A 25,988-nucleotide genomic window follows, 5' to 3' on the forward strand; every position below is an offset into this window, starting at 1 on the left:
TGACACACCGCCATCGGGAGCAAGCCCCCTCTCACATTTAGATCCACATCGCCCGTCAGCCTAGCTGCTCGGCGACCGACTCTGGAATGTCAGCATTCGAGTAGACGTTCTGCACGTCATCCAGGTCCTCGAGCATATCCAGCATCTTCAGCACTTTCTGCGCGCCGTCCAGGTCCAGTTCGGCGCTGGTGGTCGGCAGCATCACGATTTCTGCGTCGGTGCCTTTGAAACCAGCGGTTTCCAGCGCGTTACGCACCGCATAGAACCCGGCGAACGAGGTGAACACATCAATGGAGCCGTCTTCATTGGTCACCACGTCGTCGGCATCCGCTTCCATCGCGGCTTCCATCAACGCGTCTTCATCCACGCCCGGCGCGAAGGAAATCTGGCCCTTGCGCTCGAACAGGTAGGCCACCGAGCCGTCCGTGCCGAGGTTGCCACCGCACTTGCTGAACGCATGACGCACCGCCGCGGCAGTACGGTTGCGGTTATCGGTCATGCACTCGACCATCACCGCCACGCCGCCCGGGCCGTAGCCTTCGTAGGTCAGCTCGACCATGTCGTCGGTATCGGCCGCACCGGCGCCACGGGCCACGGCGCGGTCGATGATGTCGCGACTCATGTTGGCGCCGAGGGCCTTGTCCAGCGCCAGGCGCAGACGCGGGTTGGAGCCTGGGTCACCGCCGCCCTGGCGGGCGGCAACGGTCAGTTCGCGAATCCACTTGGTGAAGATCTTGCCTTTCTTGGCATCCTGACGCTCTTTGCGGTGCTTGATGTTCGCCCACTTGGAATGGCCAGCCATAACACAACTCCGAAATTCTCTAGAAACCTTATCAACCCCGCCCCAGGCGGGATACAACCCTTGTAACGCAAAGGCGCATCCGAAGATGCGCCTTTTTGACTGCGTAAAACCTTATCGCGCTTTCACGCAGCGGCCTTACTCAGCCTTTGGCGCCTCGCGCAGGCGGATATGCAGCTCGCGCAGTGCCTTGGCATCCACGACACCCGGCGCCTGGGTCATGACGTCCGCAGCGCTCTGGGTTTTCGGGAAGGCGATCACTTCACGGATCGACTGGGCGCCGGTCATCAGCATCACCAGACGGTCCAGGCCAAAGGCCAGGCCACCGTGGGGCGGTGCGCCGTACTTCAGGGCGTCGAGCAGGAAGCCGAATTTCTCTTCCTGTTCGGCTTCGTTGATGCCCAGCAGACGGAATACCGCTTGCTGCATTTCCTTGCGGTGGATACGGATCGAACCGCCACCCAGCTCAGTGCCGTTCAAGACCATGTCGTAGGCCCGGGACAGAGCGCCCGCCGGGTTGGCTTCGAGCTCTTCCGGCGAGCACTTCGGCGCGGTGAACGGGTGGTGCAAGGCGCTGAAGCTGCCGTCGTCGTTCTCTTCGAACATCGGGAAGTCGACGACCCACATCGGTGCCCACTTGCAGGTCAGCAGGTTCAGGTCGTGGCCCAGCTTGATCCGCAGCGCGCCCAGGGCTTCGCTGACGATCTTGGCCTTGTCGGCGCCGAAGAACACGATGTCACCGTCGACTGCGCCCACGCGATCGAGGATCACATTGAGGTTGGCTTCCGGGATGTTTTTCACGATCGGCGACTGCAGACCGTCAACGCCCTTGGCACGCTCGTTGACCTTGATGTACGCCAGGCCCTTGGCACCGTAGATGCCGACGAACTTGGTGTAGTCGTCGATCTGCTTGCGCGGCATGCTCGCGCCGCCAGGCACGCGCAGGGCGGCGATGCGGCATTTCGGGTCGTTGGCCGGGCCGCTGAACACCTTGAAGTCGACGTCCTTGAGTTGGTCGGCCACGTCCACCAGTTCCAGCGGGATACGCAGGTCCGGCTTGTCGGAACCGTAGCGGCGCATGGCTTCTTCGAAGGTCATGTGCGGGAATTCGCCGAATTCCAGGTCCAGCACTTCCTTGAACAGGTTGCGGATCATTTGTTCGGTGATGCCCATGATCTCTTTTTCATCGAGGAAGCTGGTCTCGATGTCGATCTGGGTGAATTCAGGCTGGCGATCGGCGCGCAGGTCTTCGTCACGGAAGCACTTGGCGATCTGGTAGTAACGGTCGAAGCCGGCCACCATCAGCAGTTGCTTGAACAACTGCGGCGATTGCGGCAGGGCGAAGAAACTGCCGGCGTGGGTACGGCTCGGCACCAGATAGTCACGCGCGCCTTCCGGGGTGGCACGGGTGAGGATCGGCGTTTCAACGTCGAGGAAGCCGTTTTCATCGAGGAAGCGACGGATGCTGGTGGTCATGCGCGAGCGCAGACGCAGCTTCTCGGCCATTTCCGGGCGACGCAGGTCCAGGAAGCGATAACGCAGGCGGGTTTCTTCGCCAACATCGGAATATTCGTTCAGTGGGAACGGCGGGGTTTCCGACTCGTTCAGCACTTCCAGCTCGTAGCCCAGCACTTCGATCGCGCCGGACGCCATGTTCGGGTTCACCGCACCGGCCGGACGCAGGCGCACCTTGCCGGTGATCTTCACTACGTATTCGCTGCGCACGCGGTCGGCGGCGGCGAAGCTCTCGGCGCGGTCCGGGTCGAACACCACCTGGGCCAGACCATCACGATCACGGATATCGAGGAAGATCACCCCGCCGTGGTCGCGGCGACGGTGAACCCATCCGCAAAGGGTGATTTCCTGACCTTCCAGGGTCTCGTTCAGTTGGCCGCAATAATGGCTGCGCATCATGGTAGTGGTTTCACTTCTCGTAATTCGAAATTCGGTGGCAGGCTTGGCCTCAGTCACCGTACATAAGTCAGGGGACGGATAATGCAGGAGCCTGCGCGTAGAGTTCAACTCAGTCTGCTTTGTCGCCGCCCGCCAGATTCTTCTTCGAGCCGGTCTTGAAGTCGGTCTCGTACCAGCCGCTGCCGCTCAGGCGGAAGCCCGGCATGGACAACATCTTTTTAAGCTCAGGCGCCTTGCAAGCTGGGCAATCGACCAGCGGCGCGTCGCTGATCTTCTGGATGGCTTCCAACTGATGACCACAGGAAGCGCATTGATAGTCGTACATGGGCATGGAGATGTCTCGGCGATCAGATCGTTACTGTGCCGCGCCGGCCTCCGGATAGAGGCCACTGCGCAGAAAGCGCCTGCAGCGGCAAAGCGCGGGATTATATCTGGTAAATCGAGGCAGCGCAGCCGGCTTTCTGCCCGAGGCCCGGCCCGCCTGAACGCCGGGCCAGCCCCGGAACCCCCGGATTACTCGGGATTGGACAGGCAAGCGCGGCCTTTCAATACGTGAACCACGCAGACCACCCTGACCAGCCCGCTGAAGTTCTTCACGCCGCCATAGCGCAAATGCACTTCCCGATCGACATAAGACAACAGCGCACTGACTGAACAGGCATTGAGCCTGGCTATTTCCGTGAGGATATTCCAGTAGATCTGTTCCAGCCGCAGGCAAGTGGAAAACCCATTGAGCCTTACCGATCGGGACAACGGCCGCGCCAGCCCCATATCGAACCCTTTGACAAAGGGGTCGACGTTTATCTTATGAAAACCACAGGTCTCCATCACTCTACTACCCACTCCACGTGACATACACCTGACACTCCATTGCCAAACAGCAGTCCATGGGTTTCTCCCATTGGACAGTGGGCCTATCAAACAGCAGGACGACGGGGGGCAGCCAGAAGACGGGGAGTTGATAGTCGTAGGACAACGCCAGGAAGCACGGAGAAACAAGCGGGCGGCGCCAGGACAGCGCCGCCCGAGGTCGGTGTTTACTTGCTTTCGAGTAGGGAACGCAGCATCCACGCAGTTTTTTCGTGAACTTGCATACGCTGGGTCAACAGGTCGGCCGTCGGTTCGTCGCTGACCTTATCGAGCAGCGGAAAAATACCGCGCGCGGTACGCGTAACCGCCTCCTGGCCCGCCACCAACTGCTTGATCATCTCTTCAGCGCTGGGCACGCCCTCTTCTTCCTTGATCGAAGAAAGACGCGCATAGATCGAATAGGCGCCCGGCGCCGGGAAGCCCAGGGCACGAATACGCTCGGCAATCAGGTCCACCGCCAGCGCCAGCTCGTTGTACTGCTCTTCGAACATCAAGTGCAGCGTGCGGAACATGGGGCCCGTGACGTTCCAGTGGAAATTGTGGGTCTTCAGGTACAGTACATAGGTATCGGAAAGCAGACGCGAAAGCCCGTCGACGATGGATTTGCGATCTTCTTCACTGATACCGATATCGATTGCCATGTTTATCCCCTTCAATTGAACAGCATTCATTGATCAGGTGCCGGATCACTCTAGCAAGAGTACCCAATGTGTGCAGCCCGACGCACCGAGGCGACGTGCGGCAAATCGCCCTGCGCGGCCTCGCTGGCCCGCGACGGTGAAGGCTTTAGGTGCGACAGAAAGTTTCCCCGACAGCAGGCAAAACGCCTGCAACTGTCTAGGACAAGCGTTTGACGCAGAAATGCCCGCGTCCCTTGCAACGCCCGGAAATGCTTGATTTGAGTAGGCACAGCCTTTGCTGTTAAATAGGCAGCGTGTCGCTGCCGTTATTTTCTTCGGCCAGCGCATAGGCTGATACCCGCGCACGTGCCCAACGCCTCCCATTGTTCAGAAGCGAACCGTGCCAGTCAGCTCTTCCTTGTGATCCGTCTTAACGTGAGTTAATCAAAATGTTGAAAATCGTCCACCTGCTAACGGGCGTTGCAGCTTTGCTGCTGTCCTTTATCCCGAGCCTGCAGCCTGAAAGCCTGCCCTACCTGCAACAACATGACGCTCTGTACCTGGCCTTGTTCGGCCTTCTTAACCTGACGCTGGCGCCAGTGATCCCTTACTGGAACAAAGGCACGCGTCATCAACTGCAAAACCTGGTCAGCGCGCTGCTGGTGCTGACTGTTGTCGTACAAACCCTCACCCTCCTGGCACCCATGCCTGAAGTCGGCGGCCACCCGGCCATCCTGCTCAGCCTGGTGATTGCGCTGGTCGCCATTGTTCTTCACCTGGCCATCAGCTTCTACCGTTCGTCCCCTGCGGCCGCGTCGCAAAACTACGACATGACCAATCGGGATACCGGGACCGTAAAGTGGTTCAACACGTCCAAGGGCTTCGGCTTTATTTCCCGCGATTCGGGCGACGATATCTTCGTCCACTTCCGGGCCATCCGTGGCGAAGGCCATCGCGTCCTGGTCGAAGGCCAGCGTGTGGAATTCTCCGTCATGAACCGCGACAAAGGCCTGCAAGCCGAAGATGTGATCGCCGCGTTGCCGCGTCGCTGATTCCAAGCCAGGCAAAAAAACCGCGATCCGGCACAAGCTGGATCGCGGTTTTTTATTGCGCGGCTATTAATAGTGAGGCGGCGGCGCTTCTTCTTCGGACGACTCGAACTGGCCGCCCATTTCTTCCTGGCGCTTGAGCAGCGCGGTCATCTGCAGCTGCAGGCGTTCGACCGCCCGCTGCTGGGTGACCAGGATGTCGTTGAGGGTTTCGATGGTGTCGTCCTGAAAGGCCAGGCGGCTTTCCAGGTCGGTCACGCGGTCTTGCAGATCCATGGTTCAGTCCTGGCTAAAGATGAAGTCGGCAGGTAACAGCTCGCGCAACCGCGCACGGATCGCTGCCACCTGTTCTTCAGTATACGGCCGGGGCGGATGCTTGCCCCAGACCGGCGCAGGCCAGGCCATGTCATCGCGCTTGCGCACGATCACATGCACATGCAACTGGCTGACAACGTTCCCCAGCGCGCCGATATTCATCTTGTCGGCGCCGAAACCTTCACTCAGCAATTGCGCAAGGGTTGTCGTTTCATTCCACAGTTTTTGTTGATCTATGACAGACAATTGAAAAACTTCGCTGATACCGTTTATGCGCGGTACCAGAATGAACCAAGGGTAATTCGAGTCATTGGACAGCAGCAGGCGGCACAACGGGAAGTCCCCGATGGTCAGTGTGTCTTGTTGCAGGCGTTGATCTAAGGCGAACACCGCGGGCACTCCGTTCGGCAGGTCAGATTCTGGCGCCCAGCATACCTTCGAACGCCGGCGGCTTCACTTCGAATACAGACGCCAACGCGCATCCCGATAAAAAACCTGCCCCTTTTCGAGGCAGGCGAATAATTGAGCTACGCTGAATCGGGACTCATCGGAGTGCACCAAAATGACCCACTTGTGCTTCAAAGAGATCCGCCAAGTACCCACCCATGAGGGTGAACCGGTAACGTTTCGCGCTGATACAGGATTCATGCACCACCGAATCAACGGAATGCATGGCCGTCAAGGACAAACTGAACGGCTTGAGAGGCCCGTGTTTATGCGGTTTTTACACTGCAGTGAGGCTTTTCACGAAAAAATGACATTCAGTTACCGGTTTGGGCGCGCTTGTTGCATTCACACCCACATCGTCGGCAACGGCACCCATCGGGAAGCGGGTGTTTCGCGATAAGAACACTAGCGAGTCAATGTGTATCAAGGATGCATTCAAACTTAGAAAAGGGTTTGAAAACAGCATTGAAGTTGTCAGTTCGGTAACATTCGGACTGTGAATTTGCGACATGGACCTAGCAATTCACGACAGCCTCGTAAAGAAGCTGAAAGGAAAGATGGGTAAGTATCGTCATTAGAGTCAGCGTGATATAACTTTACGCGGACACAAAAAAAGAAAGAGCCGCCCAGATAAAAATACAGGTGGGACGGCAGTACTCTTCCTAAAACCAAAGGAGCAAATCACGATGCGCGTGATGAAGTGGAGCATGATCGCCCTGGCTGTTTCAGCAGGCACCTCGCAGTTCGCAATGGCGTCTGCCCAAGACGATGCCAAGGGCTTCGTTGAAGACAGCACTTTCAGTATCAATACCCGTGCGCTGTATTTCAGCCGCGACTTCCGCAACGAGCCACTCGGTGGCTACGATAAGGTCAACGGCAAGAACAAGAGCCGCGCCGAAGAAACCGGTCTGGGCTTCAATGCCCTGTACGAATCAGGCTTCACCCAAGGCACCATCGGTGTCGGTGTTGACGTGATCGGCCTGATGGGCGTTAAGCTCGACAGCGGCAAGGGTCGCGCCGGTACCGGTTTGTTCCCAAGTGGTTCTGATGGTCGCTCGCAAGACGATTACTCTAAAGGCGGCGCGGCGGTTAAGTTCCGCCTCTCCAATACCGTTCTGAAAATCGGCGACCAGTACACTACCGCTCCTGTGTTCGCCTCTGACGACAGCCGTTTGCTGCCAGAGCTGCCACAAGGTATCTCGCTCACCAGTAACGAGATCAAGGGCCTGAAACTGGAAGGCGGTCACTTCACCTCCAGCGTCGCGCAGAACCAGACCTACCATGACAGCCTGGGCCTGACGAAGACCGACTTTGTCGGCGGCGTCTACTCCTTCACCCCAGAGTTCACCGGCAGCCTGTACTACGCGAAAACCGAAGATTACTTCCGCAAGTACTACAGCAACCTGAACTGGACCCATGCGCTGAGCGAGGATCAATCCTTCGCACTGGACTTCAATATCTACGACACGAAAAGTGACGGTGAAGGCAAGCAACGCGCTTACTACGACAAAACCATCAAGCTTGATAACCGTGCATTCAGCTTGCAGGGTGCGTACACCATCGGCGCTCACACCTTCACCCTGGCAGCCCAGAAGGTTACCGGCGACGGCGACTACGGCTACGGCGTAGACGGAGGCGGCACGGTTTTCCTGGCTAACTCCATTGCCCGTTCCGACTTCAACGCCGAAGGTGAGAAGTCCTACCAGGCACGTTACGACATCAACATGGCACCCTTCGGCATTCCTGGCCTGAGCTTCATGACTCGTTACGTAACCGGTAGCGGCGCGAAAACCGCCACCACGTCGAACGGTAAAGAGTGGGAACGCGACATCGAAGCCAAGTACGTGATCCAGAGCGGCCCAGCGAAAGACCTGAGCTTGCGTGTACGCCAAGCGACTTATCGCTCGGCTGACGGCGTGTACTACGGTTCGCCGTCGATCGACGAACTGCGTCTGATCGCGAATTATCCGTTGAACATCTTGTAATTAGCTGTTTGATTACAACGATGACTTAAGGCTCCGGCCTTAAATTAAAAGCCGCTCCCCTGCATGCAAGGGAGCGGCTTTTTTATTGCAGTATTATTTCATCAGCAAAATAACTAGCAAGCTAACTAACGAGATTGACGCGCCCGCACTAAACCTGACCTTTCAGCCAAGTTGAGTGCCAGTGTTTCCCATTACTTCGCCGCTGTTTCCTGCATCACCCGAATAACCCGCTGCGGAAATGGAATATCGATCCCCGCCGCGTTCAAGCGATCACGCGCCAGTTCATTGAACATGAACATCACGTCCCAATAATCCGCCGTCTTGGTCCAGCACCGCAAAGACACTGTGATCGAACTGTCGCCCAAGGTCGAAACCACGGCCACTGCCGCCGGGTCAGCCAATACACGCGGGTCTTTTGCCAGTTCCAGCAACACTTCGCGGGCTTTCTGCAGGTCGGCCTCGTAGTCCACCCCCACATCAAACACCACCTTGCGGGTAGGCTGACGGTTGGTGTTGGTGATGATGCCGTTGGAGAGGATGCCGTTCGGCACGATCACGGTCTTGTTGTCGCCGGTGCGCAGCACGGTGTGGAAGATCTGGATGCTGTCGACGGTACCGGACGTACCTTGGGCTTCGATCCAGTCGCCGATGCGGAACGGGCGGAACAACAGAATCAGCACGCCGCCGGCGAAGTTGGCCAGGCTACCCTGCAAGGCCAGGCCGATGGCCAGGGTCGCGGCACCGATGGCGGCGACGAACGAGGTGGTTTCCACGCCGATCATCGAGGCCACGCTGACGATCAGCATGACCTTCAGCACGATGTTCGCCAGGCTGGTGATGAAGTGCTGCAGCGCCAGGTCCGCGTTACGGATGGCCAGCAAACGCCCCACTCTGTGGGTCAGGCGGTTGATCAGCCACCAGCCGATGGCCAGGGTAATCACGGCCAGCAATACCCGGCTGCCGTATTCCATGATCATCGGGATCCACGACTGGGAGGTCTTGATCAGGTGATCCACTTCAGCGTTCAAATCCATCTACATTCTCCTGTTTGCCGGATGTACGGCGTTTTTTGTGCCCACTAACGCAATTGAGCCCCGAAGGGCTCAATGGCAGGCGCAGGTTCTGGGGCGTGGGACGTCAAAAACGGCCGCAGGTTCCCCAAAGTGCCATCAGTCGCGGAAGTTATTGAACTGCAGCGGCATCTCGAAGGTCTTGGCGCGCAGGGCAGCGATCGCCTCTTGCAGGTCGTCACGTTTCTTGCCGGTGACGCGTACCTGCTCACCCTGGATGGCGGCCTGGACTTTCAGCTTGGCGTCCTTGATATGCGCCACGATCTTCTTCGCCAGTTCCTTGTCGATGCCTTCCTTGAGGACGGCTTCCTGCTTCATCAGCTTGCCGGACGCGTAGGCGTCCTTGACTTCAAGGCACTGCACGTCGATCTTGCGCTTGACCAGGGCGAGCTTGAGGATCTCGATCATCGCTTCCAGCTGGAAATCGGCTTCAGCGGTCAGGTTGACGGTCAGTTCCTTTTCCTTGAATTCGAAACTGCCCTTGCCTTTCAAGTCATAGCGACGGTCCAGTTCCTTGACGGCGTTCTCGACGGCGTTGGTGACTTCGTGTTTGTCCAGTTCGGATACCACGTCGAACGAAGGCATGTCATTTCTCCAATATAAGGGGCGGGCTCAGTAGAGATGGAGCGCGCCCAAGCTAAAATGCCGGGGCATTATAGCGGTTCTTTCGCCCCATTCGCTGTGAGCGACCCTACGGAGCACAAACTGATGTCGACCACCTGGCATATTCTCGGCGCCGGCAGCCTCGGCACGCTGTGGGCCACCCGCCTGGCCCGCGCCGGCCTGCCGGTGAAGCTGATCCTGCGCGATGCGGCACGCCTGGCCAGCTATCAGGCGGCCGACGGGCTGACCCTGGTGGAGCACGGCGTAGCGCACACTTACCCGGTACTCGGCGAAACGCCTGACAGCCCCGAGCCGATCCATCGCTTGCTGGTGGCGTGCAAAGCCTACGACGCCCAAAGCGCCGTCGCACAACTGCAATCGCGTCTCGCGCCCGGCGTCGAATTGATCCTGCTGCAAAACGGCCTGGGCAGCCAGGACGCCGTCGCCGCGCAGTATCCCCAGGCCCGCTGCATTTTTGCCTCCAGCACCGAAGGCGCGTTTCGCGACGGCGATTGGCGCGTGGTGTTTGCCGGCCACGGCTACACCTGGCTGGGGGACGCCAGTCACCCCACGGCCCCGGTGTGGCTGGACGACTTGCGCGCCGCCGGCATCCCTCACGAGTGGAGCAGCGACATTCTTACGCGCCTGTGGCGCAAGCTCGCACTCAATTGCGCCATCAACCCGCTGACCGTGCTGTACCAATGCCGCAATGGCGGCCTGCAAGCCCATCAGTGCGAAGTCGCAACCTTGTGCGCCGAACTCACCGAGCTGCTGCAATGCTGCGGCCAGCCGGCAGCGGCGCAGGACCTGCAGACGGAAGTGGAACGGGTGATCCAGGCCACGGCGGCCAATTACTCTTCGATGTACCAGGACGTGGCCAGCGCGCGGCGCACCGAAATCAGCTACCTGCTGGGCTACGCCTGCCAGGCCGCCGCTCGGCATCGGCTGACGCTGCCGCATCTGCAACAGGTGTACACGCGCCTCGTCGACCAGCTGGTTGCACGCGGATTGCCCCGCGACTGAGGCACGCGCTACCCTGCCCACTCGTCTATTACCTGTGAAACCCCTGATGCCACTGCGCCAGCGTCTTGAAAACCTACCGGTAGGGCAGAAACTGCTGGCCGCCCTGCTGGTGCTGCTGACCACTGTGTTACTGGTGGCCAACCTGACTTTTATCAGCGCCGCTTACTGGATCTCCCAGGAGAGCATGGCACCCCAGGCGCTGCAGGCGATTGGCCGGCTGGTGTCCAACCCGGCGCTTGCCGCCGAAGCCCTTGAGTCTCCGGCCAAGGCCGACGCCCTGCTCAATGAGCTGACCAGCTATTCGCCGCTGCGCGCAGCCGCGTTGTACGACGCCGAGGGCAACCGCCTGGCGCAGATGCAACACGGCGACCGCCTGCACCTGCCGGGCAACTACCGGGATATCGAAGCCTGGCGCCTCACCGAGTTTCGCAGTAACCAAGTCATCACCCTGCCCCGCCCCGGCCAGCCTTCCGGGCATTTGTTGCTGGTGGCCAGCAGTGAGCTACCGGTGGCGTTCTATACCGGCACACTGACGGCGAGCCTGGGCATCCTGATTTTCAGCGTGCTGCTGTGGCTGGTCATCGCCCGGCAGATCAAACGCCTGATCACCCGGCCGATCCATGAGCTGGAAGAGCTGTCGCGCCAGGTCACCCGCGAAGAGAACTACGCCCTGCGCGCCGGCCGTGGCAACCATGACGAGATCGGCAGCCTGGCCGAAGCCTTCAACACCATGCTGTCGCGCATCGAGGCCCGCGAGCAGCAGCTCAAGCGCGCGCGCGATGAGTCCCAGGCGGCTTACGACCAGGCACAGGGCCTGGCCGAAGAAACCCGCCATACCAACCGCAAACTGGAGCTGGAAGTCCAGGTGCGCAGCAAGATCGAGAAAAAACTCACCGGTTTCCAGAACTATCTCAACAGCATCATCGACTCGATGCCCTCGGCGCTGATCGCCCTGGATGAACAGCTCTATGTCACCCAGTGGAACCAGGAAGCCACCGCACTTTCCGGCACGCGCCTGGATGAAGCGCTGAACCAGCCGATCTACCTCGCTTTCCAGCCGCTCAAACCCTACCTGCCGCAGATCAAGGCCACGGTCGAGCAACACACGGTGGAGCGCATCGAGCGTGTCACCTGGGTCAAGGACGATGAATCCAAGCATTACGCCCTGACGTTCTATCCACTGATGGGCGGCGCCGGGCGCGGGGTGGTGATCCGGATCGATGACATTACCCAGCGCCTGTCCCTGGAAGAAATGATGGTGCAGTCGGAGAAGATGCTCTCCGTCGGCGGCCTTGCTGCGGGTATGGCCCATGAAATCAACAACCCGTTGGGGGCGATCCTGCATAACGTGCAGAACATCCGCCGCCGGCTGTCCCCCGACCTGCCCAAGAACCTGGAACACGCCGAACAAGTGGGCATCGAACTGCAGACGGTCAACCGCTACCTGCAAAGCCGCGAAGTCCCACAATTGCTCGACGGTATCCAGCAGGCCGGCGCGCGGGCGGCGAAAATCGTCACCCACATGCTCAGTTTCAGCCGGCGCAGCAATCGGCAGATGGCACCGTGTGATTTGCCGGCGCTGATCGACCAGGCGGTGGAAATCGCCGGCAACGACTTTGACCTGGCGATCGGCTTCGACTTCAAGGGCCAGGCGATCATCCGCCAGTTCGACCCGCAGCTCGGCCCGGTGCCCGGCACCGCCAACGAGTTGGAACAGGTGCTGCTCAACCTGCTGAAAAACGCGGCGCAGGCCATTCACCAGCGCGAAGACGACCGCGAGCCGGGGCGCATCATCCTGCGCACCCGCCTCAACCCGCCCTGGGCGGAGATCCAGGTCGAAGACAACGGCATCGGCATGAGCGAGAACGTGCGCAAACGCACCTTCGAGCCATTCTTCACCACCAAGGAAATCGGCCAGGGCACCGGGCTGGGGTTGTCGGTGTCGTACTTCATCATCACCAATAACCACAAAGGGCAGATGGAAGTGCATTCCACCCTGGGCCAAGGCACCTGCTTCACGTTGCGCCTGCCCCTGGCCGGCAGCCAATTGTCCCCCGCTGAACTTACCCAACTGGAGCACTGATCATGGGCTTTCGCCTGTCGAAGATTTACACCCGTACCGGCGACCAGGGTGAAACCGGGCTCGGCGACGGTCGCCGCGTGCCCAAGGACCACCCGCGGGTGGAAGCCATCGGCGAAGTCGACACGTTGAACAGTCAGCTGGGCTTGTTGCTGGCCGGCCTTGAAGAGCAAAGCGGCAAGCATCCGCATCTGAAGGATGTGATCGAAGTGCTGACGCCTTGCCAGCATCGTCTGTTCGACCTCGGCGGCGAGCTGGCGATGCCGGTGTACAAAGCGCTGAACGCGGCGGAGGTGAATCGGCTGGAGGCAGCGATTGATCGCTGGAACGAAGAGGTCGGGGCGCTGGAGAACTTCATCTTGCCCGGTGGCTCAGCGCTGATCGCCCAGGCCCACGTGTGCCGCAGCGCAGCACGCAGTGCCGAGCGCCGCTGTCAGCACCTGAATGCGGTTGAACCGTTGGAGGGGGTGGCTTTGGCGTATATCAACCGGCTGTCGGATTTGCTGTTTGTGGCGGCGCGGGTAATTGCCAAGCGCCAGGGTGTGGCGGAGATTTTGTGGCAGGCGGCGGCCAAACCCCACTGATTATCAGGTGTCTGGTCTGGCGCCATCGCGGGCAAGCCCACTCCCACATTTGGATTTGTGAACACCTTCCAATGTGGGAGTGGGCTTGCCCGCGATGAGGCCAGCAAACGCTAGATCAATCTTGCGGCCAGAACGCCCGAATCCCTGCCACACCTTGGGCGCCGACATCCCATGCCTGCTCGCGCTCAGCAGGCCCAACGCCACCCAACAGATACACCGGCTTGCTGAACCCGCGGATCAGCTCTGCCGCCTGTTCCCAACCCAACGGTTGGGCATCGGGATGGGTCTGGGTCGGCTGCACCGGCGACAGCGTGACAAAATCCACGTCCATCAATTCCGCCAGCGCCAGTTCCTCGGCGTTATGGCAAGACGCCGCCAACCAGCGATCCTTCGGCAGCGGTCGGCCCTTGCTTGCGTATTTGCGCAGTTGTGCCGAGGTCATGTGCCAACCGGCCGCGGGAAAATCCCCCAGCCATTCGAACGGGCCCTTGAGCATCAGTTGCGCCTTGCCGGCACACAGGCCCACGGCGTCTACCGCTAGGTCACGGTATTTGGGGTCGTAACCGTTAGGGGCGCGCAGTTGCACCAGCTTGATGCCGCCCGCAATGGCTTTCTGGATACCGCGCAACAGCGGCGCGGTTTCCAGCTCGCCCGGTGTGATCAGGTAGTCGCCGGGCAACCGTGCGGCGGCAACGATCGGCGCATTGGCCGCCGGGAACTCATAGTTGAGCAGGTCACGCGCCGCGACCCATTCCAGGGGTTGACCTTCGGCGCCGTGTGGCTCGCCGGTAAAGGCCGAGACTTCCCAGACATCCAGCAACACCTGCTTATCCGGGTAATCATGCTGCACCTTGATCAACGGTCGCGCCGTGGTGACCTGGATGCCCAGTTCTTCCTGCAACTCGCGGGACAGCGCCGTGGCGACCGACTCGTCGGTCTCCACCTTGCCGCCGGGAAACTCCCAGAGGCCGCCCTGATGCTGGGTATCGGCGCGGCGCGCCAGCAGGATTCTGCCGTCGACGCCGCGGATCACCGCTGCTGCTACATGCACTCGTTTCACCGCGTTTATCCTCCGGGCTTCAGGTACGGTATTCCGCGTTGATCTTCACGTACTCGTGGGACAGGTCCGTGGTCCAGATGGTTTCGCTGCACTCGCCGCGACCCAGCTCGATGCGGATGGTGATTTCTTCCTGCTGCATCACCGCCGAACCCTGGGCTTCGGTGTAGCTCTCGGCGCGGGCGCCACGGCTGGCGATGCACACGTCACCGAGGAACACGTCGATCTTGCTCACGTCCAGGTCCGGCACGCCGGCACGGCCGACGGCGGCGAGGATACGGCCCCAGTTCGGGTCGGAGGCGAACAACGCGGTCTTGATCAGCGGCGAGTGCGCCACGGTGTAACCGACATCCAGGCATTCCTGGTGGTTGCCGCCGCCGTTGACTTCAACCGTGACGAACTTGGTGGCGCCCTCGCCGTCACGCACGATGGCCTGGGCCACATCCATGCACACTTCGAACACCGCTTGCTTCAACGCGGCGAACAGCGGGCCGCTGGTGGAGGTGATTTCGGGCAGGTTGGCCTGGCCGGTAGCGATCAGCATGCAGCAATCGTTGGTGGAGGTGTCGCCGTCGATGGTGATGCGGTTGAACGACTTGTTGGCGCCGTCCAGCATCAAGCGCTGCAGCACGTCGCGGGAGACTTTGGCGTCGGTGGCGATGTAGCCAAGCATGGTGGCCATGTTCGGGCGGATCATGCCCGCGCCCTTGCTGATGCCGGTGACGGTGATGGTCACGCCGTCATGTACAAACTGACGGCTCGCGCCCTTGGGCAAGGTGTCGGTGGTCATGATGCCGGTGGCGGCGGCCGCCCAGTTATCCACAGACAGGTCATCCAGCGCGGCTTGCAGGGCGCCTTCGATTTTTTCCACCGGCAGCGGCTCACCGATCACACCGGTGGAGTACGGCAGCACCTGGCTGGCGTCGACGCCGGCCAGTTGTGCCAGTTTGGCGCAGGTCCGCGCGGCGGCGACCAGGCCAGGCTCGCCGGTGCCGGCGTTGGCATTGCCGGTGTTGGTCAGCAGGTAACGAATCGGACCGGCCACGCGCTGCTTGGCCAGGATCACCGGCGCGGCGCAGAAGGCGTTGAGGGTGAACACACCGGCGACGGTCGAGCCTTCAGCACAGCGCATCACCACGACATCCTTGCGCCCCGGGCGTTTGATGCCGGCCGAAGCGATACCGAGTTCAAAACCGGCAACCGGGTGCAATGTGGGCAAAGGACCAAGACCAACAGCCATGAATGCGCTCCTTAAAAATAGATGATGTCTGTGCCGTCGCGTTCGACGGTGGGAATTAATGGCAAAACGCCGCGACGGCTGATGCCGGTCGCGGCGCGGGGTGTTGCAGCGTCAGGCGAAAATCTTAGTTGATTTCGCCGTGGCAGTGTTTGAACTTCTTGCCCGAACCGCACCAGCACAGCTCGTTACGGCCCAGCTTCTGCTCGTTGCGCACTGGAGTTTGAGCCAGGGCCACATCGACCTCTTCGCCCAAGACCTCAGGTGCCTCAAGACCTGGCGCTTCCTCATGCTGGAACTGCATGCGCGCCGCCAGTGCCTCGGCTTCCTCACGCAGGCGCGCTTCTTCCTCGACCGGGTCTTCGCGACGCACCTGAACGTGGGACAGCACGCGAATCGAATCGCGCTTGATCGAATCCAGCAGTTCGGAGAACAGCGTGAACGACTCGCGCTTGTACTCCTGCTTCGGGTTCTTCTGGGCGTAGCCACGCAAGTGGATACCGTGACGCAGGTGATCCATGGTCGACAGGTGGTCTTTCCACAGGTCGTCCAGCACGCGCAGTACGATTTGTTTCTCGAAGGTGCGCAGCGCTTCGGCACTCGCCTGCTCTTCTTTCTCGTTGTACGCGGCCAGCAGCTCGGTCATCAGCTTCTCGCGCAGGGTTTCTTCGTACAGGTGATCGTCTTCGTCCAGCCACTGCTGAACCGGCAAGTCGACACCGAAGTCGCTCTTCAACGCGGCTTCCAGGCCGGCAACATCCCACTGCTCTGGCAGGGACTGTGGCGGAATATGCGCGCTGACGGTGGCGTTGAGCACGTCCTGACGGAAATCGGCGATGGTCTCGCCAATGTTGTCGGCGGCCAGCAACGTGTTACGCATGTGATAGATCACTTTACGCTGTTCGTTGTTGACGTCATCGAACTCGAGCAGTTGCTTACGAATGTCGAAGTTGCGGCCTTCGACCTTGCGCTGGGCCTTCTCGATGGCGTTGGTCACCATGCGGTGCTCGATCGCCTCACCGGACTGCATGCCCAGGGCTTTCATGAAGTTCTTCACCCGATCCGAGGCGAAGATACGCATCAGGCTGTCTTCCAGGGACAGGTAGAAACGGCTGGAACCGGCGTCACCCTGACGACCGGCACGACCACGCAGCTGGTTGTCGATACGGCGCGATTCGTGACGTTCGGACGCGATCACCTGCAGGCCGCCGGACTCCAGCACCGCCTGGTGGCGTTTCTGCCAGTCGGCTTTGATCTGGGCGATCTGCTCGGGAGTCGGGTTGTCCAGGGAAGCCACTTCCACTTCCCAGTTGCCGCCCAACAGGATGTCGGTACCACGACCGGCCATGTTGGTAGCGATGGTCAGTGCGCCGGGGCGACCGGCCTGGGCGATGATCTCGGCTTCTTTTTCGTGGAACTTGGCGTTGAGGACCTTGTGCTCGATGCCTTCCTTGTTGAGCAGGTTGGACACGTGCTCGGACGTTTCGATCGTCGCGGTACCCACCAGGATCGGACGCCCCTGGGCCATGCCGTCCTTGATGTCGTTGATGATCGCCGCGTATTTCTCTTCGGCGGTCAGGAACACCAGGTCGTTGAAGTCTTTACGCGCCAGCGGTTTGTTCGGCGGGATGACCACAACCGACAGACCGTAGATCTGGTGGAATTCGAACGCTTCGGTGTCGGCCGTACCGGTCATGCCGGACAGTTTGTTGTACAGACGGAAGTAGTTCTGGAAGGTGGTGGAAGCCAACGTCTGGCTTTCGGCCTGGATGTTGAGCACTTCCTTGGCCTCGATGGCCTGGTGCAGGCCCTCTGACAGACGACGACCCGGCATGGTACGCCCGGTGTGTTCGTCAACCAGGACGACCTGGCCGTCCTGGACGATGTATTCGACGTTGCGATGGAACAGCTTGTGCGCGCGCAGGCCGGCATACACATGGGTCAGCAGGCCCAGGTTGTGGGCCGAATACAGGCTTTCGCCTTCGGCCAGCAGGCCGATCTGGGTCAGCATGTCTTCGACGAACTGGTGACCGGCTTCGTTGAGTTCGACCTGACGGGTCTTCTCGTCGATGGTGAAGTGACCTTCTTTGGTCACCACGCCTTCCACTTCCTCGATGTGCTGCTCCAGGCGCGGGATCAACTTGTTGATCTCGGTGTACAGGCGCGAGCTGTCTTCGGCCTGGCCGGAGATGATCAGCGGGGTACGGGCTTCGTCGATGAGGATGGAGTCGACTTCGTCGATCACGGCAAAGTTGAGTTCGCGCTGGAATTTTTCTTCCATGCTGAACGCCATGTTGTCGCGCAGGTAGTCGAAACCGAATTCGTTGTTGGTGCCGTAGGTGATGTCGGCAGCGTAGGCCGCACGCTTCTCTTCCGGCGGCTGGAACGGCGTCACGACGCCGACGGTCAGGCCGAGGAATTCATACAGCGGGCGCATCCAGTTGGCGTCACGGCGGGCCAGGTAGTCGTTCACCGTCACAACGTGCACGCCCTTGCCGGACAGCGCGTTGAGGTAAACACCCAGGGTCGCCACCAGGGTCTTGCCTTCACCGGTACGCATTTCGGCAATCATGCCTTCATGCAAGGTCATGCCGCCGATCAGCTGGACGTCGAAGTGGCGCATGCCCATGACACGCTTACCGGCTTCACGGGCGACCGCGAAGGCTTCGGGAAGCAACTTGTCGAGGGTTTCACCTTTGGCTATGCGGGCCTTGAACTCTTCGGTCTTGGCGCGCAATTGCTCGTCCGAAAGGGCAACCATCTGCTCTTCGAAGGCATTGACCAGCTGCACCGTCTTGAGCATGCGTTTGACTTCGCGCTCATTCTTGCTTCCAAAAAGTTTCTTTAACAAAGGCGCAAACATATCGGCAGGTTCTTCCACACATAGGGATGGAGGGCGCACCGTGAGTGGCCCGAGCGGCCCTCACGGGCGCATGCGAACGCGCATTCTACCCGGAATCGTGGGTGAGGAAAGTGGCGTTGTTCCCCAATGCAGGCATGAGCCCGTGAGAGGGCCCATTTAAAATAAGGGCTTTTACCGGAACTTCAACCCATGGAGTGCATTGATTTCGCAGATAAAGCCCCGCCAATGCATTGCCTGGGGGTCCACAGGCGCTTTCTGCTAAGATGGCGGCTCTGTTACTTAAGGTGTCTGATCATGGCGTTTCGCCCTCTTACAGCCCGCGCGCCCAGCGTGTTGCTTCGCGAAGCCAAGCCGTTGAAAGCCATCTTCAGCCATGCGCAACGCCTGGGCCACCTGCAACGCCTGGTTGAAAGCCAATTGCAACCGGCAGCGCGGGAACATTGCCATGTCGCCTCGTGGCGCGAGGGCAACCTGCTGCTTATTGTCACAGACGGCCATTGGGCGACACGCTTGCGCTATCAGCAAAAACGCTTGCAGCGACAATTGATGGCGTTTGATGAGTTTGCCAGCCTGACGCGTATCCAATTCAAGGTGCAACCGCCGACCGTACCGCAAGGCGCGGCGGGGCACACCATGGATTTATCGGCGAATGCGGCCGAAACCATTCAGGCAACGGCCGACGGCATCAGCGATCCGGGTTTACGCGCGGCGCTGGAACGCCTCGCCGCGCACGCCAAGCCCAAAGCCTGATCGGCTATCTACGCTTGCTGCCGCCCAGCAATGACCCCAGCAAGCCCCGCACCAATTGGCGCCCCACCTGATTGGCGGCCTGTTGCATGGCTGACTTGAGCGCCTTGCCGGCCGCAGTCCCGAGGAATGCCCCGGCTCTGTCGGTAAAGCTCGGTTCTTCGCTCACCGGCTTGGCTTCTTCGGCTTCGGCCGGGCCCAACGCCTTGCGCGCCATCAGCACTTCATAGGCCGATTCGCGGTCAATCGGCTTGTCATAGCGGCCCTGCAACGGCGAACTGGCAATCAGGGCGGCGCGTTCGGCGTCGCTGAGCGGGCCGATCCGCGATTGCGGTGGCGCGACCAACACGCGCTGGACGACTTCCGGCGTGCCCTTTTCCTGCAAAGTGCCCACCAGTGCTTCACCGGTGCCCAGCTCTGTCAGGACCGACAACGCATCAAATGTCGGATTGGGCCGAAAACCGTCCGCCACCGCGCGCAGTGATTTCTGCTCTTTGGTGGTGAATGCGCGCAGGCCATGCTGGATACGCAAGCCAAGTTGCGCCAACACGCTGTCAGGCAAGTCCCCGGGCGATTGCGTGACGAAATACACACCCACACCTTTCGAGCGAATCAACCGCACCACCTGTTCGAGGCGGTCCTGCAAGGCCTTGGGCGTATCGGCAAACAATAAGTGCGCTTCGTCGAAAAACAGCGCCAGCAGCGGTTTATCGGCATCGCCGCGTTCGGGCAACTGCTCGAACAGTTCAGCCAGCAGCCATAAAAGGAAGGTTGCGTACACCTTGGGGGCTTCGTGGACCAGGCGGCTGGCGTCGAGCAGGTGGATACGCCCGCGACCATCGCTGGTGGGGTGCAAAATATCCTCGAGCTGCAGCGCCGGCTCGCCGAACAACGCTTCCGCGCCCTGCTGCTCCAGCACCGCCAGGCGCCGCAACAGCGCCTGGCTGGAGCCGGTGGTCATCAGCGCCGCATCTTCACCCAGCAGTTCCGGGTGGTAGCGCAAGTGATTGAGCAGCGCCTTGAGGTCCTTCAAATCCAGCAGTAACAGGCCTTCGCGGTCCGCCACCTTGAAGGCGGCATACAACGCTGACTGCTGGCTGTCGGTGAGTTCCAGCAGGCTGCCGAGCAGCAACGGCCCCATTTCACTGATGGTGGTACGCAATGGATGACCGGACTGACCGTGAATATCCCACAGCGTGACCGGATACGCCTTGGCCGTGTAATTCAGGAAAGGCATGCCGGCGATGCGCTCGGCCACCTTGCCCTGGGGGTTGGCCGCAGCGCCGAGACCACAAAGGTCGCCCTTGATATCCGCGGCGAATACCGCCACGCCCGCATCGCTGAACGCTTCTGCCAGGCGTTGCAGGGTGACGGTCTTGCCAGTGCCCGTGGCACCGGCAACCAACCCGTGACGATTGGCCAGGCGCATGGCCTGGGCGATGGGCTGGCCATCGAGGCCGGCGCCGATAAGGAGTTGCGTGGAGTCAGGCATTTCGTCACCTATGGTTAATCTTTCGTGCCGCAAGGTCGATACACATCAATGTAAGACCCACAAAGTCTAAAAACAGATCAGACAGCTCCTACAGGGACCTCACAGGGCTATCGCCAGAAATATCACACCTTTTTTGACGCTACCATTCTGCGCATCCTATAAGGACGCGTTTTGGATATTAAGACCTTAGCGGACCCTTCAGGCCATGAATAAAAACCTGCGTTTCAGCCACAAAATCCTGCTTGCTGCCTCCCTTATCGTCATCGCCGCCTTCGCGTTGTTTACGCTTTATAACGACTACCTGCAACGCAACGCAATTCGCGAAGATCTCAACAATTACCTGCATGAAATGGGTGATGTCACTGCCAGCAACATTCAAACCTGGCTAACCGGACGCATTGTCCTGGTGGAAAACGCGGCACAAAATATTGCGATCAATCCCGACCCCAAGGTGGTCGCCAGCCTGCTGGAACAGAAAGCCCTGACCTCCTCGTTCATGGCAACCTACGTGGGCGACAGCCAGGGCGCGTTCACTATCCGCCCCGACACCAAGATGCCGGACGGTTTCGACCCACGCGTTCGTCCTTGGTACAAAGGCGCCCAGAGCAGCAATGGTTCGACCCTGACCGAACCCTATATCGATGCCGCGACGGGGCAATTGATCATTTCCATCGCGACCCCCAGCGCCCAGGGCAGCCAGAGCATCGGCGTGGTCGGCGGCGACCTGAGCCTGCAAACCCTGGTGGACAACATCGGCGCGCTGAACTTCGGCGGCATGGGTTATGCGTTCCTGGTCAGCGCCGACGGCAAGGTGCTGGTCCACCCGGACAAAAACCTGGTGATGAAAACCCTGGCCGACGTCTACCCGAAACACACGCCGAAGATCAGCGGCGACTTCAGTGAAGTCGAGGCCAACGGCAAGGACAACATCGTGACCTTTACACCGATCAAGGGCCTGCCGTCGGTGAACTGGTACCTTGGTATTTCCGTGGATAAAGCCACCTCCTTCGCCATGCTCAGCGAATTCCGCACCTCGGCGATCATCGCCACGATCATTGCCGTGGTAATCATCATCGCCTTGCTCGGCATGCTGATCCGAGTGCTGATGCAACCGCTGCACGTGATGACTCGCGCCATGCAGGACATCGCCGATGGCGAGGGCGACCTGACCCGTCGCCTGAGCATCCAGAATCACGACGAATTCGGCATCCTGGGTAATGCGTTCAACCGCTTCGTGGAGCGGATTCATACGTCGATCCGCGAAGTGTCCTCGGCCACCGGGCAGGTCAATGAAGTCGCCCTGCGGGTGGTCAGCGCGTCCAACTCGTCGATGATCAATTCCGACGAGCAGGCCAACCGCACCAACAGCGTCGCCGCGGCCATCAACCAATTGGGGGCCGCCGCCCAGGAAATCGCGCGTAACGCCGCACAAGCCTCGAACCAGGCCAGCGATGCGCGGCACTTGGCCGAAGACGGTCAGCAGGTGGTTGAACGCAATATCAAGGCAATGACTCAGTTGTCCGCGATGATCAGCGCTTCTAGCAGCAACATCGAAGCACTTAACAGCAAAACGGTGAATATCGGGCAAATCCTCGAAGTGATCACCAGCATCTCTCAGCAAACCAACCTGCTGGCGCTCAACGCCGCCATCGAGGCGGCGCGCGCCGGGGAAGCCGGACGTGGGTTTGCGGTGGTGGCCGACGAAGTGCGCAACCTGGCGCACCGCACCCAGGAATCGGCACAACAGGTGCAAACGATGATCGAGGAGCTGCAAGTCGGCGCCCGGGATTCGGTCAGTACCATGAGCGAAAGCCAGCGCCACAGCCTCGACAGCGTGGAAATCGCCAACCTGGCCGGCGAACGCTTGAACAGCGTGACCCAGCGCATCGGCGAGATCGATGGGATGAACCAGTCGGTCGCCACCGCCACCGAGGAGCAGACCTCGGTGGTCGAGTCGATCAACATGGACATCACCGAGATCAACACACTCAATCAGGAAGGCGTGGAAAACCTGCAATCGACCCTGCGCGCCTGCGCCGACCTGGAACAGCAGGCGGCACGGCTGAAGCATCTGGTGGGCAGTTTCCGTATCTGACCGACACCACAGAACCTTGTGGGAGCACAGGTCCGCCTTGCGCCCACATTGACCTTTATCAACTTGAGCGCGCGCGCCCCCAATTCCGATCGAACATCTATCATTACCTCAGGTCCACGTAAGGAGAGCTACGGATCGGAGGAATGTTCATCGTGCATATCGCGGACATCACCATGTTCTACGCCCCCGCCAGCGGTGGCGTACGCACTTATCTCGACGCCAAGCACCGGCGTCTGACGCTCAAACCCGGCATTCGCCACAGCCTGTTGGTCCCCGGCGCACACTTGAGCGAACGGGATGGGATATTCAAGGTGCCGGCCCCCGCCCTCCCCTTCGGCAAGGGCTACCGCTTCCCCCTTCGGCTCGCGCCTTGGCGAAATGTCCTGCACGATTTACAGCCCGATCTGATCGAAGTCGGCGACCCGTACCTGACCGCCTGGGCGGCGCTGGATGCACGACGCCAACTGGATGTGCCCGTCATTGGTTTTTATCACTCGGATCTGCCGCTGCTGGTGAGTAACCGCATGGGGTCGTGGTTTACCCCGAACGCTGAAGCCTACGTCAGCAAACTCTATGGGAATTTCGACCGGGTACTGGCGCCCAGCCAAGTGATGGCTGACAAGCTCATCGGGCTTGGGGTGAATAATGTCTTCGTGCAGCCGCTGGGGGTCGACCTGCAGACGTTCTGCCCGGACGTCCGCGACCCGGGCTTGCGCGCCGAACTGGGGATCGGCGCGGATACCCGGCTGCTGATCTTCGCCGGGCGCGGTTCCAAGGAAAAAAACCTGCCGCTGCTGCTCAACTGCATGAAACGCCTGGGGGACAACTACCACTTGCTGTTGGTGGGCTCCGGCATGCCGGCCAGCGTGCCGGACAACGTCACCGTGATCGATGGGTTCCGCCCCGCCCAGCATGTCGCCCGGCTGATGGCCAGCGCCGACGCGCTGCTGCATGGCGGCGATCAGGAAACCTTCGGCCTGGTAATACTGGAGGCCATGGCCTGCGGCATACCGGTGGTCGCCGTGGCGGCCGGCGCATTTACCGAGATCATTGACGAGCGCTGCGGCCTGCTGTGTACGCCCAATAATCCAAGGGCCATGGCCGATGCGGTGCGCGAGCTGTTCGGTGCCGACAGCCGTCGCCTGGGCGCGCAGGCTCGGCGTCATGTCGAACAGCATTACGCCTGGGAGACGGTCGTCGACAGCCTGTTGACGCACTATTATGCGGTGCTGGGCAGCCACAAGCCGATGCTCGCCCATGGATGAGCGCTCGGTACTGCTGGTGCTGCACGATGTAGCGCCGCAGACCTGGGCCGACTACCGCCCATTCGTCGCAGCCGTCGACGCGTTGGGCGGCGTGCCCATCACCTGGCTGGTGGTGCCGGAGTTTCATCATCATGACGCCCTGACCGCCCATGGCGACTTTCGCCGCCTGCTGGACAGCCGCGTGGCCAAGGGCGATGAGCTGACCTTGCACGGCTACTACCATTGCGACGACCAACCGGCTCCGCGCACCCCTAAAGCCTGGTTCATGCGGCGCCTGTATACCCATGAGGGTGAGTTCTACCAACTGCGCCAGGATCAGGCGCTGCAGCGTATCAGCGATGGCATCGAGGTATTCCGTCGCTACGACTGGCCGCTGCAAGGCTTTGTCGCTCCCGCCTGGCTGATGAGCCGCGGCACCCGCGAGGCACTGCGCCAATTGCCGCTGACCTACACCAGCGACCCGCAACATCTGTACCGGCTACCCGACTTCACGCCGGTCAACGCCCCGGGGCTGGTGTGGAGTGCGCGCAGTGCCTGGCGCCGAGGTCTGTCCAAGTGTCTCAGCGACCGACGGGAACAGCGCTGGCAGGCGGCCCCGGTGATTCGCCTGGGACTGCACCCGGTGGACATGCGCCACGAATTTTCCCGCCGCTACTGGCTTGAAACCCTACAACGCCTGCTCAACGCCGGACGCACACCACTGACCAAGGCCGCTTGGCTGGCCACCCAGCCATGAGCCGGGTGATCTGGCTGCTGCTGGGCCTGCTGCTGGCGCTGGCGATCCCCGTGTGGCTGGGAGGTGGCGAAACCATTACGCGCCTGAAGCAATTCCCGCTGCCTCAACTGTCGCTGATGTTCGGCATGATTATCCTGTGCTGGCTGATCAACAGCGTGCGTATCCGCTTATTACTGGGCGAGCAACGCGGCCAACTGGGGCGACTCAACAGCCTGGGCGTGGTGATATCGACCGAATTCGCCATGTGCGCCACGCCCGGAGGCAGCGGCGGGCCACTGACACTGATGGTCCTGCTGGCGCGCAACGGCATACGTCCGGCTCATGGCAGCGCGGTGTTCGCCATGGATCAGTTGAGCGACTTGCTGTTTTTTTTCTGCGCACTGCTGGGGATCGCATTGTACGCAGTGTTCCACAGCCTCAGCCCACGCCTGGAGTGGCTGTTGGGGCTCAGTGCGGCATCGATGGTGGGCGCAGTGTTCAGCGCTGTGCTGCTGGTGCGCTTTCATCGCCGCCTGATACGCCTGAGCGGCACCTTGCTCCAGCGATGCAAGGTAAGCGCCGCGACTCGCCGGCGCTGGGCGCGCAAAGTGTTGCGCTTCCTGGCGGCATTTACCCAAACGCTGAAATTGCCGTGGCGCACCCTGTCCGCCGTGTTTGCCTTGACCAGCCTGCATTGGATACTGCGCTACAGCGTGCTTTACCTTGCGGTACAAGGGTTGGGAGGCGATGTGCAGTGGGCCTGGAGTTTCCTGATCCAGATGCTGTCGCTGACGGCGGGCCAGTTCAGCCTTATGCCCGGCGGGGCCGGTGCGGCGGAGTTGACGTCAGCGGCCTTGCTGGCGCCCTGGCTGGGCAAATCCAGCGCAGCGGCGGCGATTCTGATCTGGCGGGCGGTGACCTACTATTTCTATCTGCTGGCCGGTGGGCCGGTGTTTCTGCTGATGCTCGGCAGGCCGCTGCTCAAGCGTCTGTTTCAGGGGACGCCGGCCGTTTCTGCAACTCGTCCCACAATTGGGCTGCCCCAGGAAAGTCAGTACCATCCTCGGCCTCCAGCTCATCCGGGTCATAGCGACTCAGACACCCCTCGCCCAACGTAGCGGGCGCCCTGGACGTAGCTTTATCGAGTGGATCGGTCAT

The 25,988-nt window shown here is 60.6% G+C and carries 23 protein-coding genes and 1 pseudogene; 11 read left to right on the forward strand and 13 right to left on the reverse strand.

The annotated features are described in order from the left end of the window. Positions 1 to 55: 55 nt before the first annotated feature. The 5 genes from RGV59_RS30040 to RGV59_RS30060 all read right to left on the reverse strand — a co-directional run bounded on the left by RGV59_RS30040 (position 56) and on the right by RGV59_RS30060 (position 4,224). Positions 56 to 802 carry a YebC/PmpR family DNA-binding transcriptional regulator gene (locus tag RGV59_RS30040; protein WP_017847124.1) on the reverse strand — a complete coding sequence of 249 codons (747 nt, stop codon included), beginning with the start codon at positions 800 to 802 and terminating at the stop codon, positions 56 to 58. A 135-nt stretch (positions 803 to 937) separates the two neighbouring features. After that, the gene (aspS, locus tag RGV59_RS30045) at positions 938 to 2,713 is read right to left on the reverse strand and encodes an aspartate--tRNA ligase (RefSeq protein ID WP_017847123.1); all 1,776 of its coding nucleotides are present in this window, start codon (positions 2,711 to 2,713) and stop codon (positions 938 to 940) included. A 109-nt stretch (positions 2,714 to 2,822) separates the two neighbouring features. Further along, a complete protein-coding gene (locus RGV59_RS30050) occupies positions 2,823 to 3,044 on the reverse strand; it encodes an FmdB family zinc ribbon protein (RefSeq protein WP_026140049.1) in 222 nt (73 codons plus the stop codon). Positions 3,045 to 3,226: 182 nt separating this feature from the next. Further along, the gene (locus tag RGV59_RS30055) at positions 3,227 to 3,568 is read right to left on the reverse strand and encodes a ribbon-helix-helix domain-containing protein (RefSeq protein ID WP_017847121.1); all 342 of its coding nucleotides are present in this window, start codon (positions 3,566 to 3,568) and stop codon (positions 3,227 to 3,229) included. Between the two features lie 182 nt (positions 3,569 to 3,750). Continuing rightward, complete coding sequence (locus RGV59_RS30060; protein ID WP_104902566.1) at positions 3,751 to 4,224, reverse strand: Dps family protein; 474 nt, start codon at positions 4,222 to 4,224, stop codon at positions 3,751 to 3,753. 428 nt (positions 4,225 to 4,652) lie between these two features. On the opposite strand from RGV59_RS30060, the gene RGV59_RS30065 reads away from it, so the two are divergent. Then, positions 4,653 to 5,255, forward strand: a complete 603-nt coding sequence (locus RGV59_RS30065) for a cold-shock protein (protein ID WP_010566142.1) — start codon at positions 4,653 to 4,655, stop codon at positions 5,253 to 5,255. Between the two features lie 66 nt (positions 5,256 to 5,321). On the opposite strand, the gene RGV59_RS30070 is transcribed toward RGV59_RS30065, so the two are convergent. Continuing rightward, positions 5,322 to 5,528, reverse strand: coding sequence for a SlyX family protein (locus tag RGV59_RS30070; RefSeq protein ID WP_017847119.1), 207 nt, complete (start codon positions 5,526 to 5,528; stop codon positions 5,322 to 5,324). 3 nt (positions 5,529 to 5,531) lie between these two features. Next, a complete protein-coding gene (locus RGV59_RS30075) occupies positions 5,532 to 5,957 on the reverse strand; it encodes an HIT domain-containing protein (RefSeq protein WP_126585432.1) in 426 nt (141 codons plus the stop codon). 743 nt (positions 5,958 to 6,700) lie between these two features. Between RGV59_RS30075 and RGV59_RS30080 the strand changes: the two genes are divergently transcribed. Next, positions 6,701 to 7,999: an OprD family porin gene (locus RGV59_RS30080; RefSeq protein WP_017847117.1), complete on the forward strand. Its 1,299-nt coding sequence runs from the start codon at positions 6,701 to 6,703 to the stop codon at positions 7,997 to 7,999. Between the two features lie 191 nt (positions 8,000 to 8,190). Here RGV59_RS30080 and RGV59_RS30085 read toward each other — a convergent pair whose 3' ends face one another. Together RGV59_RS30085 and RGV59_RS30090 are read right to left on the reverse strand one after the other, a co-directional pair. Beyond that, complete coding sequence (locus RGV59_RS30085) at positions 8,191 to 9,033, reverse strand: mechanosensitive ion channel family protein (protein WP_126585433.1); 843 nt, start codon at positions 9,031 to 9,033, stop codon at positions 8,191 to 8,193. Between the two features lie 135 nt (positions 9,034 to 9,168). Then, on the reverse strand, positions 9,169 to 9,654 hold the full coding sequence (locus tag RGV59_RS30090) for a YajQ family cyclic di-GMP-binding protein (protein ID WP_017847115.1): 486 nt from the start codon (positions 9,652 to 9,654) through the stop codon (positions 9,169 to 9,171). A 123-nt stretch (positions 9,655 to 9,777) separates the two neighbouring features. Between RGV59_RS30090 and RGV59_RS30095 the strand changes: the two genes are divergently transcribed. From RGV59_RS30095 to RGV59_RS30105, 3 genes are read left to right on the forward strand one after another with little or no spacing between them, the layout of a single operon-like run. Next, positions 9,778 to 10,695: a putative 2-dehydropantoate 2-reductase gene (locus RGV59_RS30095; RefSeq protein WP_126585434.1), complete on the forward strand. Its 918-nt coding sequence runs from the start codon at positions 9,778 to 9,780 to the stop codon at positions 10,693 to 10,695. Positions 10,696 to 10,741: 46 nt separating this feature from the next. Continuing rightward, on the forward strand, positions 10,742 to 12,778 hold the full coding sequence (locus tag RGV59_RS30100) for a sensor histidine kinase (RefSeq protein ID WP_026140048.1): 2,037 nt from the start codon (positions 10,742 to 10,744) through the stop codon (positions 12,776 to 12,778). A gap of 2 nt (positions 12,779 to 12,780) precedes the next feature. Continuing rightward, positions 12,781 to 13,359: a cob(I)yrinic acid a,c-diamide adenosyltransferase gene (locus RGV59_RS30105; RefSeq protein ID WP_017847112.1), complete on the forward strand. Its 579-nt coding sequence runs from the start codon at positions 12,781 to 12,783 to the stop codon at positions 13,357 to 13,359. A gap of 115 nt (positions 13,360 to 13,474) precedes the next feature. On the opposite strand, the gene RGV59_RS30110 is transcribed toward RGV59_RS30105, so the two are convergent. The 3 genes from RGV59_RS30110 to secA all read right to left on the reverse strand — a co-directional run bounded on the left by RGV59_RS30110 (position 13,475) and on the right by secA (position 18,516). Beyond that, positions 13,475 to 14,419 carry a Nudix family hydrolase gene (locus tag RGV59_RS30110; RefSeq protein ID WP_126585435.1) on the reverse strand — a complete coding sequence of 315 codons (945 nt, stop codon included), beginning with the start codon at positions 14,417 to 14,419 and terminating at the stop codon, positions 13,475 to 13,477. Between the two features lie 19 nt (positions 14,420 to 14,438). Continuing rightward, positions 14,439 to 15,656, reverse strand: a complete 1,218-nt coding sequence (argJ, locus tag RGV59_RS30115; RefSeq protein ID WP_026140046.1) for a bifunctional glutamate N-acetyltransferase/amino-acid acetyltransferase ArgJ — start codon at positions 15,654 to 15,656, stop codon at positions 14,439 to 14,441. Positions 15,657 to 15,780: 124 nt separating this feature from the next. Further along, complete coding sequence (secA, locus tag RGV59_RS30120) at positions 15,781 to 18,516, reverse strand: preprotein translocase subunit SecA (RefSeq protein WP_017847109.1); 2,736 nt, start codon at positions 18,514 to 18,516, stop codon at positions 15,781 to 15,783. A 294-nt stretch (positions 18,517 to 18,810) separates the two neighbouring features. On the opposite strand from secA, the gene RGV59_RS30125 reads away from it, so the two are divergent. Beyond that, positions 18,811 to 19,266: a DUF721 domain-containing protein gene (locus RGV59_RS30125; protein ID WP_017847108.1), complete on the forward strand. Its 456-nt coding sequence runs from the start codon at positions 18,811 to 18,813 to the stop codon at positions 19,264 to 19,266. A gap of 4 nt (positions 19,267 to 19,270) precedes the next feature. Here the strand turns inward: RGV59_RS30125 and RGV59_RS30130 are convergent, their stop codons facing one another. Further along, the gene (locus tag RGV59_RS30130; protein ID WP_102617332.1) at positions 19,271 to 20,755 is read right to left on the reverse strand and encodes a helicase HerA-like domain-containing protein; all 1,485 of its coding nucleotides are present in this window, start codon (positions 20,753 to 20,755) and stop codon (positions 19,271 to 19,273) included. A 205-nt stretch (positions 20,756 to 20,960) separates the two neighbouring features. Between RGV59_RS30130 and RGV59_RS31905 the strand changes: the two are divergent. The 5 genes and pseudogenes from RGV59_RS31905 to RGV59_RS30150 form a co-directional block, all read left to right on the forward strand. Then, positions 20,961 to 21,992, forward strand: a pseudogene (locus tag RGV59_RS31905) (cache domain-containing protein); the annotation flags it as partial. A gap of 93 nt (positions 21,993 to 22,085) precedes the next feature. After that, positions 22,086 to 22,850 (forward strand): methyl-accepting chemotaxis protein, encoded by a 765-nt coding sequence (locus tag RGV59_RS31910; protein WP_370737559.1) that lies wholly within the window; start codon positions 22,086 to 22,088, stop codon positions 22,848 to 22,850. A 143-nt stretch (positions 22,851 to 22,993) separates the two neighbouring features. Next, positions 22,994 to 24,115 carry a glycosyltransferase family 4 protein gene (locus RGV59_RS30140; protein ID WP_017847105.1) on the forward strand — a complete coding sequence of 374 codons (1,122 nt, stop codon included), beginning with the start codon at positions 22,994 to 22,996 and terminating at the stop codon, positions 24,113 to 24,115. Then, positions 24,108 to 24,851 carry a DUF2334 domain-containing protein gene (locus RGV59_RS30145; RefSeq protein ID WP_126585436.1) on the forward strand — a complete coding sequence of 248 codons (744 nt, stop codon included), beginning with the start codon at positions 24,108 to 24,110 and terminating at the stop codon, positions 24,849 to 24,851. Before RGV59_RS30140 ends, RGV59_RS30145 begins: the two co-directional genes overlap by 8 nt. Then, on the forward strand, positions 24,848 to 25,948 hold the full coding sequence (locus RGV59_RS30150; protein WP_126585437.1) for a lysylphosphatidylglycerol synthase transmembrane domain-containing protein: 1,101 nt from the start codon (positions 24,848 to 24,850) through the stop codon (positions 25,946 to 25,948). The genes RGV59_RS30145 and RGV59_RS30150 overlap by 4 nt, the downstream gene beginning before the upstream one ends. Positions 25,949 to 25,988 lie beyond the last annotated feature (40 nt).

This window comes from Pseudomonas sp. FG1 (assembly GCF_034313875.1).
GTDB lineage: Bacteria > Pseudomonadota > Gammaproteobacteria > Pseudomonadales > Pseudomonadaceae > Aquipseudomonas > Aquipseudomonas veronii.